Below are 10,798 nucleotides of genomic sequence, written 5' to 3' on the forward strand. Positions count from 1 at the left end.
AGCCAGGTCGGCTGCACGCTCACCTGTTCCTTCTGTCACACCGGCACGCAGCGTCTGGTGCGCAATCTGCGGCCGGAGGAAATTCTCGCGCAGCTTCTCGTCGCCCGTGACGCGCTCGGCGATTTCCCGAACCGCGATGCGCCGAACGGCGCCTTCATTCCCGAATCCGACCGCAAGGTCACCAATATCGTGATGATGGGGATGGGCGAGCCGCTCTATAATTTCGAGGCCGTGAAGAAGGCGCTGCTGATCGCGTCGGCCGAAGACGGGTTGTCGCTGTCGAAGCGGCGCATCACGCTGTCGACCTCCGGCGTGGTGCCGGAAATCTACCGCACCGGCGACGAGATCGGCTGCATGCTGGCGATCTCGCTGCATGCGGTGCGCGACGACCTGCGCAATATCCTGGTGCCGATCAACAAGAAATATCCGCTGGAAGAGCTGATCGGGGCCTGCCGGGAGTATCCGGGGCTCTCGAACGCGCGCCGCATCACCTTCGAATATGTGATGCTGAAGGACGTCAATGACAGCCTGGAGGATGCGCGCGATCTGGTGAAACTGCTGAAAGGCATTCCCGCCAAGATCAATCTGATCCCGTTCAATCCCTGGCCGGGGTCGAACTACCAGTGTTCCGACTGGGAGACGATCGAGCGTTTCGCCGATTTCATCAACCAGGCCGGCTATGCCTCGCCGATCCGGACCCCGCGCGGTCGCGACATTCTCGCGGCCTGCGGACAACTGAAATCGGAATCGGAACGCATGCGCAAGACCGAACGTCTGGCCTATGAGGCGATGATGATCGCCAATCACGGGGACTGAGGAGAGGCGCTGCGTTCGCGCTTGTTCCCTATACTCGCTCCCCTCCGGGGCGAGAAGTTTTGGCGGCTGTGCGGCGAGGTGCCGTCGTGCTCGGCCGCGCGTTCGGCCTGCGAGCCCGCGACCAATCGATAGCGTCGCTCAAGTCCTCGTCTGCCTCAAACCGCCTGTCAAGTTCTTGTGCCTTCATGGCTGTCGATCTTGTTTCACCGCCCCTGCGTCAGCAAAATTTTCACCGCGAACAGCGAGAACACGCCGGCGAACAGATAGTCGATGGCGCGCAGCACGCGTTTGTGAGCCATCAGCCAGCCGGAGAGGCGGTCGGCGGCGACGACGATGGCGATCGTCGGCAGAAGCGCCACGGCGATGAAGGTGAAACCGAGGAAAATCAGCTTTCCGGTGACGTTCGGATCGCCAGCTTCCACGAACTGCGGCAGGAAGGTCATGAAGAAGATGATGATCTTCGGGTTCAGCAGGTTCACCCAGAAGCCGCTTGCGATTGCCGCTCGCACGCGTCCCCGCCGGCGCTCCGTTCTCGCTTCCGCCTCCAGCACGAAATTGCTGCCCTTGCGGATCGCCATCACCGCGATCCAGAACAGATAGGCCGCGCCGCCGGTCTTCAGGATCATGAAGGCCGTCGGCGAGGCGACGATCAGGGCGGAGACGCCAAAGGCGACAAGCATTGTGTGCACGCAAAGGCCGAGATTGGTGCCGATCAGCACGGCAAGGCCCGCGACCCGGCCTTCCTTCAGCGCCTTGTTGATCGACAGCGTCATGTCGGGTCCAGGGGTGAGCGCCAGGAGCAGGGTTGCCGCCGCAAAGGCGAGAAGCACGGGGAGGGAGGGAATGAAATCCATGAGAACCGTCGAAACCTGGAACGCCGGCCGCGCGTTCACCGTTCAAGATGATTGCCGATAAGGTTAACAATCTGTAATGAGAGCGGAGCGGTTTGGCAACAATCCGCATTGAGGCTAAAGGGCCGCCGCCAGGACTGAAGGACGATATTCTTGCGCATTCTCGATGAAGCCTTTTTCCCGGAATTGCCGAATTATTACCGCGGCAAGGTGAGGGAAAACTACGACCTGCCGGACGGGCGCCGGATCATCATCACCACCGACCGAATCAGCGCCTTCGACCGGGTCCTGGCCTCCATTCCGCACAAGGGGGCGATCCTGACGCAGATCGCGCGCTTCTGGTTCGATGCAACCGGCGATATCGCCGAGAATCACGTTGTCGCCTATCCGGATCCGAACGTCGTCGTCGGCAAGCGACTCGATATCCTGCCGGTCGAGATCATCGTGCGCGGCTATCTCGCGGGCGCCACCGACACTTCGCTCCTGACCCGCTACAAGCGCGGCGAGCGCCGGATTTACGGCTTCGATTTTGCCGATGGCATGCGCGATAACGAAGCGCTGCCGGAGGCCATCATCACGCCGACCAGCAAGGCATTCGACGGTGGCCATGACGAGCCGCTGACGGCCGACGAGATCATCGGACGCGGTCTCCTGACGAGGGCGCGCTGGGACGAGGTCTCGGAAAAGGCGCTGGCGCTGTTTGCCCGTGGCCAGGAGATGGCCGCGCGACGGGGGTTGATCCTTGCCGATACGAAGTACGAGTTCGGCATCGATGCTGACGGCAATCTCCTGCTTGCCGACGAGATCCACACGCCTGATTCGAGCCGTTACTGGATGGCAGACAGCTATCAGGCACGGTTTGAAGCCGGAAAGCGGCCGGAAAGCTTCGACAAGGATTTCATCCGTTCCTGGGTCGTCGAGCGCTGCGATCCCTATTCCGACCCCATCCCTGAAATCCCGCGCGAAGTCATCGAGGCGGCCTCCGGCGTTTATGCCCAGGCGTTCGAGATGATCACGGGCAAGCCGTTCGTGCCGGATGAAGGCGGAGCAAGCGTCAAGGATCGGGTGCGCGCCAATCTCGCCGCCTATTATCCGGAGGCTTCCTGGGGAGAGGCGTGATGCGCAGACCGCGGCGATCGGCAGAAGAAACGCGTGAGGCCATCCTCGAAACGGCCGAACGCCTGTTTCGCGCGCGCGGGTACAGTGCGGTTTCGATCGCCGATATCGCGGGCGAGCTCGGCATGTCGCCGGCAAATGTCTTCAAGCATTTCCGCAGCAAGCTGACGCTCGGGCGCGCCATAGCCTATCGGCATGCCCGCCGTCTCGCCGAGCGCTGCTCGATCGAGGATCTTTCAGACCCGCCGGACCGGCGGCTGACGATCTTTCTCTCCCGGCTTTCGCGCGAACATGTGCGCGACAAGCGGGAGAACCAGTACCTGTTCGAGATGATCCCGCTGGTGCTCGAGGACCCGGAAAAGGGTGGCCGGATCTATCGCCGTCTTGTGGAAGACAAGCTCTGCTCGTTGATCGCCGAAGGCATGGAGGAGGGGATTTACGGACCGGGCAATCCTGCGCTTGATGCCGCCGCGATCGTCGACATGCTGGGCTGCGTCCTGAACCCCCGCATGATCGCATGTGCCGATCCCGCAACACTGGCTGATAAAACGCAGTTGATCGTCGCCCTTGTCGACGGGGGGTTGAAAAATCGCGTTGTAAAGTGACGTTATCTGCGATACGTCACCAATGAGATTCGTTTTCAGCGTTGTGGCGAGCTTCTGCCGCAATCGCCGACACGTGAGATATTGAGTTTCTGCGCCGTCGGGATTGTGTTAAGAACATGGCCATTGATTGATTTTCATTTCTGGATAGGTGCCCATGCTGTCGCGCAAGCTTCCAATTGCCGCTCTTAGTGTTCTTGCAATGGCGCTCAGCGCTTGCAGTGATGACGGTAAGCAACAACAAGGCGGCATGCAGATGCCGCCGCCCCAGGTGGGCGTGATCACGCTTGAAAAGCAGTCCGTGCCGATCACCACGACGCTTCCGGCGCGCGCGGTCGCCTACCGGTCTGCCGAAATCCGGCCGCAAGTCAGTGGCATCATTACCGAAAAGGCCTTCAAGGACGGCGCCTTCGTCCAGCAGGGAGACCTTCTCTACCAGATCGAGCAGGATACCTACGAGGCCAATCTGGCCGTGGCGCAGGCCTCGCTCGACAAGGCCAATGCCACCGTGCCCGGCCTCGAGGCCAACTACGAGCGCTACAAGCGCATCGTCAACCAGGGCGCCACCGAAATCCAGCTGACCGACGCGCGGACCGCCTACGAGCAGGCGCTGGCCGATGTCGAATCAGCCAAGGCTTCAGTGAAGACGGCCGAGATCAATCTCGGCCACACCGACATCACCGCGCCGTTCGAAGGCGTCCTGGGCGTCTCCAATATCTCGATCGGCAACCTTGCTTCGCCGTCGTCATCCACGCCGCTCGTCAGTCTCAACCAGCTCGATCCGATCTATGTCGACATGTACGAGTCGGCCGCCCAGGTGCTGAGCGCTTCCGGGAAGTATCCGGACTTCAAGAGCGAGCGGGACCTTTCGAGCGTGAAGGTTGTCGTCAAGCTCGACGACGGCAGCGACTATTCGGTCGCCGGTCATCTCGACGTCTCCGAGCGGACGGTGAACGAATCGACCGGCACGGTCAATCTGCGCGCCGTGTTCGACAACCCCGACAACGTCCTGCTTCCCGGCATGTTCGTGCGCGCAACGCTGACCGTGGCCGAGGAAGAAGGCTATCTCATTCCCCAGCTTGCGGCCCAGATCGAGGCCGGCGGCAAGGTCTCGGCGATGTTCGTCACGAACGACAACAAGGTCGAGACGCGCGTGTTCCAGAATGTCCGGGTATCCAACGACTCCTGGCTGGTGACCGACAAGGTGTCGGACGGCGACCGCCTGATCGTCGATGGCTTCCAACGTCTGGTGGGCGGCATCACCGATGTCACGCCTGTGCCGGTCAAGATCAACGAGGACGGCGTCGTGGTCGATGCGAATTCGGACTCCGGTTCGTCCTCCGGATCAGGCTCGGGCGGCGGCGCGTCGGGCTCATCGTCATCAGGCGGAAACGGCTGAGCGTGAAGGTGTTCAGGCCCTAGAACCCAAGCGCTCGAGGAATATTGAATGGCTAATTTCTTCATCAACAGACCGGTTTTCGCCTGGGTGATCGCAATCGTGATCATGCTGATCGGCGGTCTCGGTATCTCGCAGCTGCCGATCTCCCAGTATCCGCAGATTGCGCCGACGACCATTTCCCTTCAGGCATCCTTCCCGGGCGCAAGCGCCAGGACGGTCGAGACAACGGTGACGAATGTCATCGAGGACGGGCTTTCCGGCTTCGATGACATGCTCTACCTGACGTCGAACTCCAGCCCCGGCCTGTCTCAGATTTCGGTCATCTTCGGCCCGAGCATCGATCCGGAAATCGCCCAGGTGGAGGTGCAGAACAAGCTGCAACTGGTGCAGCCGCAGTTGCCGGACATCGTCCGCAGCCTCGGCATCACGGTCAACCGCTCCTCCTCGAGCTTCCTCATGGTCGTGGCGCTGACGGATGAAAGCGGCAACTACTCCGCCGCCGATCTCGGCAACATCATCGACAGCACGATCAACGACCCGATTTCGCGCCTTGACGGCGTCGGCAGCGTGCAGGGCTTCTACACGCCCTACGCCATGCGCATCTGGCTCGATCCCTACAAGCTTAACCAGTACAATCTTACGGTTTCCGACGTTTCCAACGCCATTCAGGCGCAGAACCAGCAGGTCGCCGTCGGCGATGTGGGCGACAATCCCGTGGTCAAGGGACAGCAGCTCAGTATCACGGCGGTGTCCTCGAGCCAGCTCGAAAACGTCACCGAATTCGAGAACATCATCCTGCGCACCACCGAAAATGGCGCGACGGTGACGATCTCCGATGTCGGGCGGGTCGAACTCGGCCAGCGTTACTATCAGTTCAGCACGTTCTACAACGGGCTTCCCGCCGCCGGTTTCGCCATCGAGCTCGCCAACGGCGCCAATGCCGTCCAGACATCCGCGCGCGTGATCGATTTCATGAACTCGATCAAACCGACCCTGCCGGAAGGCGTCGACATCATCTATCCTTACGACACGACGCCCTTCGTCAAGCTGTCGATCGAGCAGGTGGTGCATACGCTGTTCGAGGCGATCGTGCTCGTCTTCGTTGTTCTGCTGGTCTTCCTGCAGAACCTGAGGGCGACGCTGATCGCGACGCTTGTCGTGCCGGTCGTGCTTCTCGGCGCCTTCGGCGTGCTCGCCTTTGCCGGCTTCTCGATCAACACGCTGACCATGTTCGCCATGGTGCTGGCGATCGGGCTTCTGGTGGATGACGCCATCGTCGTGGTGGAGAACGTCGAGCGCATCATGCACGAAGACGGGCTTCCGCCGAAGGAGGCGACCCAGAAATCGATGGGCGAGATCTCCGGCGCTCTGATCGGCATCGTGATGGTGCTGACGGCCGTGTTCATTCCGATGGCCTTCATCGGCGGCTCCACCGGCATCATCTATCGCCAGTTCTCGATCTCGATTGTTGCCGCGATGATCCTCTCCGTGCTTGTGGCGATGATCTTCACGCCGGCGCTCTGCGCGACCATGCTGAAGCCGGTCGACCCGACCAAAAAGGATCGTGGTCTTTCCGGCATGTTCAACCGCGGCTTCAACAGCGTCACCGACGGCTATACGCGCGCCGTCGGCTTCCTGCTGAAAATCCCGCTGATCGTCTTCGCGGTCTTCGCCGTGCTTCTCTTCGGCGTCTATCACTACTTCATGCAGCTCCCGGAATCCTTCCTGCCGGATGAGGACCAGGGGTCGCTCTTCGTGATCATCAACCTCCCGACGGGGGCGACCACGGAACGCACCCAGGCGGTCAGTGACCAGGTTGCGAGTTACTTCCGGAACGAGGAGAAGGACGCGGTCGAGGCCGTCTTCAACGTGCTCGGCTTCTCCTTCGCCGGGCAGGGCCAGAACTACGCGATGAGCTTCATCGAACTGAAGCCCTTCGAGGACCGCACCACGGAAACGCTGACGGCCGCGTCGGTGGCCCAGCGTGCAAATGGCTTCTTCTACACGCATGTCCGCGATGCTCAGGTCTATGTCGTCCAGCCGCCGGCAATCCCGGGTCTCGGCCAGTCGACCGGCTGGACCGGCTACGTGGTCGACAGCGGCAACCAGGGACAGGCGGCAACGCTCGCCACGACCCAGCGCATCATCCAGCAGATGAATGGCGGCGGCATCGCCGCGCAGGTTCGCACGGATACCTTGCCGAACGAGACGCAGATGCTCATCGATATCGACGAGCAGCGCGCCGGCGCCTATGGCGTCAGCATCGCGGAGGCGACCGGCATGCTTTCGACGATCTATGCCGGCACGAATATCAACAACTTCACCCTGAACGACAAAGTAAAGAAGGTTTACGTGCAGGGCGATGCGCCCTATCGCATGCAGCCAGAGGATATCTACAAATGGTATGCCCGCAATTCGAGCGGCGAGATGGTGCCATTCTCGGCCTTTACCGATATCGACTGGACCACCGGCGCACCGTCGCTGTCGCACTATAACGGCAACACTGCCGTCGATATCCAGGGCTCGACCAACCCGGGATTCAGTTCGGGCGAGGCGATGAACCAGCTTGTCTCCATGGTCGAGTCGGCGCCGGGCGGCTTCACCGTCGCCTGGACGGATATGTCGTTGCAGCAGGTGATCTCGGGTAATGAGGCGGCGTATCTCTATATCGTCTCGATCGTCTTCGTGTTCCTTTGCCTTGCCGCACTCTACGAGAGCTGGAGCATTCCGTTCTCGGTCATTCTGGCGGTCCCCGTCGGCATTCTCGGCGCGGTCGTTGCGGCCAACCTCGACGGTCAGGACAACGACATCTACTTCAAGGTCGGTCTGCTGACGACGATGGGCCTTGCGGCGAAGAATGCGATCCTGATTGTCGAATTCGCTCGGGAGCAGAGCGAGAAGGGCGACTCGCTGTTTGATGCGGCCATCCATGCGGCGCGGATGCGTCTGCGACCGATCATCATGACCTCGCTCGCCTTCATTCTCGGCGTCACGCCGCTGGTGCTGGCGACCGGCGCGGGCTCAGCCGCACAGAACGCCATCGGCATCGCCGTCTTCGGCGGCATGCTGGCGGCAACGACCTTGGGCATCTTCTTCGTGCCGTCCTTCTTCGTCGCCGTTTGCCGCGTCATGGGCATCGGCAAGAAGGAAGACAAATCGGCAGAAGAGCAACAGATCGTTTAAAAGAAAATTAACGATATTGCGCCGGCCTCGCGCCGGCGTCTAAAACAGTAAGGGTAGGCGGCCCGGGTTCGGGCTTGCCGAGATGACAGGATTGAGACCATGGTGTTGAGCCGCGTTACCCCCGTTCCGCTTTTGCTGCTGCTTCTGGCCGGCTGTGCCGTCGGTCCGGACTATGTGGCGCCGGCAACAGCCTTGCCGGACAAGTTTTCCGAAGGCAGCAGCCAGAGCGTCGGCGACGTTACTGATGTCGCGTGGTGGAAGAGCTTCAACGATCCGCTGCTGAATTCCTATGTCGAGGCCGGCATGGCGCAGAACCTGTCGGTGCTGCAGGCACTGGAGGCGATCGTGCAGGCGGAGGCCAATGTCGTCACCTCGACGGCCGGCGCCTTCCCGCAGGTCAATCTTCAGGCCTATGACACCGGCGCCGGCGCAGGCGGTGACGGGGCCTCCGCGCAGGCCCGCAAGACCTCGAACACCTTCGGTGGTTCGGTGCCGGTCTCCTGGGTTCTCGACCTCTTCGGTCTCTATCAGCGCGCCGGCGAGGCGGCCATGGCCCAGTTGGACGCGGCCTATGCGAGCGCCGACGTCGCCAAGCTGACGTTGATTTCCAGCCTGATTGATTCCTACATCAATGCCCGACTCTATCAGGAACGCCTGGCGATCGCGCGCTCCAACCTGAAGAGCCGCCGCGAGACGCTGCGCCTGACCCAGTTCCAGCTGGATGCCGGGGCGGCTTCGAGGCTTGATGTCGTTCAGTCGGAAGGTCTGGTGAACGCGCAGCTTTCCACCATTCCGCAGCTTGAGGCCGCCTATCGTCAGCAGGTCTATGCGCTGTCGACGCTGATGGGCCTGCCGGCGGCAACCCTGATCGACCAGATGAACAAGGTGAAGCCCATCCCGGTCACCCATGCGCGTCTTGCCTCCGGCGTTCCGGCGGACCTGATCCGCAACCGGCCTGATATTCGCGAAGCCGAACGCAATCTTGCCGCGGCGACCGCCGCGATCGGCGTCGCCGAGGCCCAGCTCTATCCGATGATCTCGCTGAACGGCACGCTGCAGGCCAGCGTTTCTGCCAATTCGCTTGGCAATGCCGGTCAGACCTCCTGGTCCTTCGGACCGACGCTCAGCCTCCCGATTTTTGACGGCGGCGCCCTGCGCGCGAATGTCTCGAGCGCGGAATCGCAGGCCCGGCAAGCCTATCTCGCCTGGAAGCAGACGGTGCTCAAGGCCGTACAGGAAGTCGAGACGGCGCTTGCCGTCGTCACCCGCGACGGGCGGACCGTGTCGGCCCTGCGGGCAACCGTCGCCTCCTACCGCGACGCCCTTGAACTGTCGACCTCGAGCTACCGCGACGGCGCGACCTCGCTGCTCGATGTGCTCGATGCCCAGCGCGCCGTCTCCGATGCCGAGGCCAGCCTTGCCGACGCGATCGCGCAACAGGCCGGTGACTTCGTCGCCCTCAATGTTGCGATCGGCGGCGGTTACGCGGCCCAGTAAACCGGCCCTTCAGCCGGTTTTGAATTTGTCTCTCCAGCTTGGCAACGCTCCCCTATGCGGGAGCGTTTCTGCTTCATAGACCCCTCGGGCTATTGCCCGGGCCATCGTCCGCATCGCCTCATGGCAGATCTCGGCCAAGGCGAAATCATCGGGCGCCGGTTTCTCGCCGGTCGCCGCGGCAAACACCGTGTCGCCGTCATAGGGCAGGTGCGCAGGATGGATTGCGCGGGCAAAACCGTCATGGGCCATGATCGCCAGGCGGTAGGCCTGCTGCTTGGTCAGCGTGGCATCGGTTGCAACCACGCCAAGAGTCGTTGCGGTGGTCGGCCCGCCCTTTATCGCAATCGGCAACGCATCATCCGGTATCGAAACCGGCAATCCCAGCCCGCCGAACTCGTCTCCGTCTTCAAGTGCTGCCGCCCAGAAATGCGGGCCGCTGCCGATCGTCACGCTGCCCATGGCATTGACGGCGACAAGCGCGCCGACCCTGAAACCCGAAGCGGTCTCAGAGCTCGCCGATCCGAGTCCCCCCTTGAGGTTGACCGTCGTTGCGCCTGCTCCGGCGCCAACCGTGCCGAGGGCAAAAGGCCCGGTCTTTGCCGCCCGATAGGCGTCATAGCCCAGATCGCGGTAGGGCGCGTGCAGGCCCCAGTTCTTGTCGCCGCCGTTCAGGAGATCCATAAGGATGGCGCCGGGCACGATCGGAATTCGGGCAGGGCCGAGCGCCAGGCCGCGCCCGTCCGCCCTGAGGCCTGACTGAACGCCGCCGGCGGCGTCGAGGCCGAACGCGGAACCGCCGGCCAGAACGAAGGCATCGACGGTCGCAACCGTCCGGCCAGGTTCGAGCAGCAGTTGGTCGCGGCTGCCCGGAGCGCCGCCGAGGGACAGTCCCGAAGCGGTGACGGGCCGGTCAAAAACGATGGCCGTCACGCCGGAGGCAAGATTGCGGTCCTCGGCGTTGCCGACGCTTATGCCGGCGATGTCGGTAATGAGATTGCGCATGTCTGCTTCCCCGTTGGTCGCCATACCGATATCAGCAAACCGGAGGGATCGGTCGCTGGAAAGAGGAAAGAGTCGGATTTTTTCAGATTTTTGAAGAATGCGTGTTGACTTTAAAGGTCGGCTCACCCTATATGCGCATCACCGACGGGGTCGACGGTCGCTCTCGCGACGAACGATGTTGACCTCACCTCCGCCGATTAGCTTTGCTGATTGACGTGTTTGAACTTCAGGGTTTTGGCACGCGGAATGGTATTTGGATGCGATAACCTTCGCATCGGTTATTTGGACAATTGAATATTTGAAGAAAGAGAAACGTGGCGAGCGGCTTTGTC

General features: G+C 61.9%; 9 protein-coding genes. 6 read left to right on the top strand and 3 right to left on the bottom strand.

The annotated features are described in order from the left end of the window. The coding region (gene rlmN / locus AC5DC2_RS12060) for a 23S rRNA (adenine(2503)-C(2))-methyltransferase RlmN (RefSeq protein ID WP_491698644.1) at window positions 1–816 on the top strand (816 nt) is incomplete at its 5' end. A gap of 203 nt (window positions 817–1,019) precedes the next feature. Here the strand turns inward: rlmN and AC5DC2_RS12065 are convergent. Further along, complete coding sequence (locus tag AC5DC2_RS12065; protein ID WP_491698645.1) at window positions 1,020–1,670, bottom strand: LysE family translocator; 651 nt, start codon at window positions 1,668–1,670, stop codon at window positions 1,020–1,022. 150 nt (window positions 1,671–1,820) lie between these two features. Between AC5DC2_RS12065 and AC5DC2_RS12070 the strand changes: the two genes are divergently transcribed. The 5 genes from AC5DC2_RS12070 (at window position 1,821) to AC5DC2_RS12090 (ending at window position 9,464) form a co-directional block, all read left to right on the top strand. Beyond that, complete coding sequence (locus AC5DC2_RS12070) at window positions 1,821–2,786, top strand: phosphoribosylaminoimidazolesuccinocarboxamide synthase (protein ID WP_491698646.1); 966 nt, start codon at window positions 1,821–1,823, stop codon at window positions 2,784–2,786. Further along, on the top strand, window positions 2,786–3,388 hold the full coding sequence (locus tag AC5DC2_RS12075; RefSeq protein WP_491698647.1) for a TetR/AcrR family transcriptional regulator: 603 nt from the start codon (window positions 2,786–2,788) through the stop codon (window positions 3,386–3,388). Before AC5DC2_RS12070 ends, AC5DC2_RS12075 begins: the two co-directional genes overlap by 1 nt. A 253-nt stretch (window positions 3,389–3,641) precedes the next feature. Next, window positions 3,642–4,784, top strand: a complete 1,143-nt coding sequence (locus AC5DC2_RS12080) for an efflux RND transporter periplasmic adaptor subunit (protein WP_491698648.1) — start codon at window positions 3,642–3,644, stop codon at window positions 4,782–4,784. A gap of 48 nt (window positions 4,785–4,832) precedes the next feature. Next, window positions 4,833–7,967, top strand: coding sequence for an efflux RND transporter permease subunit (locus AC5DC2_RS12085; protein WP_491698649.1), 3,135 nt, complete (start codon window positions 4,833–4,835; stop codon window positions 7,965–7,967). A 99-nt stretch (window positions 7,968–8,066) separates the two neighbouring features. Continuing rightward, a complete protein-coding gene (locus AC5DC2_RS12090; protein ID WP_491698650.1) occupies window positions 8,067–9,464 on the top strand; it encodes an efflux transporter outer membrane subunit in 1,398 nt (465 codons plus the stop codon). A gap of 9 nt (window positions 9,465–9,473) precedes the next feature. Here AC5DC2_RS12090 and AC5DC2_RS12095 read toward each other — a convergent pair whose 3' ends face one another. Together AC5DC2_RS12095 and AC5DC2_RS12100 are read right to left on the bottom strand one after the other, a co-directional pair. Further along, complete coding sequence (locus AC5DC2_RS12095) at window positions 9,474–10,466, bottom strand: P1 family peptidase (RefSeq protein WP_491698651.1); 993 nt, start codon at window positions 10,464–10,466, stop codon at window positions 9,474–9,476. Window positions 10,467–10,604: 138 nt separating this feature from the next. Continuing rightward, window positions 10,605–10,798, bottom strand: a 194-nt coding sequence (locus tag AC5DC2_RS12100; RefSeq protein WP_491698652.1) for a hypothetical protein, incomplete at its 5' end; no start/stop codon positions are given.

This window comes from Martelella sp., from assembly GCF_984369615.1.

What these genes read in the sequence shown, in the direction of transcription:
- AC5DC2_RS12065 (WP_491698645.1), bottom strand. Translation starts at nt 1,670, where the DNA reads ATGGATTTCATTCCCTCCCTCCCCGTGCTTCTCGCCTTTGCGGCGGCA.
- AC5DC2_RS12075 (WP_491698647.1), top strand. Translation starts at nt 2,786, where the DNA reads ATGCGCAGACCGCGGCGATCGGCAGAAGAAACGCGTGAGGCCATCCTC.
- AC5DC2_RS12080 (WP_491698648.1), top strand. Translation starts at nt 3,642, where the DNA reads ATGCCGCCGCCCCAGGTGGGCGTGATCACGCTTGAAAAGCAGTCCGTG.
- AC5DC2_RS12085 (WP_491698649.1), top strand. Translation starts at nt 4,833, where the DNA reads ATGGCTAATTTCTTCATCAACAGACCGGTTTTCGCCTGGGTGATCGCA.
- AC5DC2_RS12090 (WP_491698650.1), top strand. Translation starts at nt 8,067, where the DNA reads ATGGTGTTGAGCCGCGTTACCCCCGTTCCGCTTTTGCTGCTGCTTCTG.
- AC5DC2_RS12095 (WP_491698651.1), bottom strand. Translation starts at nt 10,466, where the DNA reads ATGCGCAATCTCATTACCGACATCGCCGGCATAAGCGTCGGCAACGCC.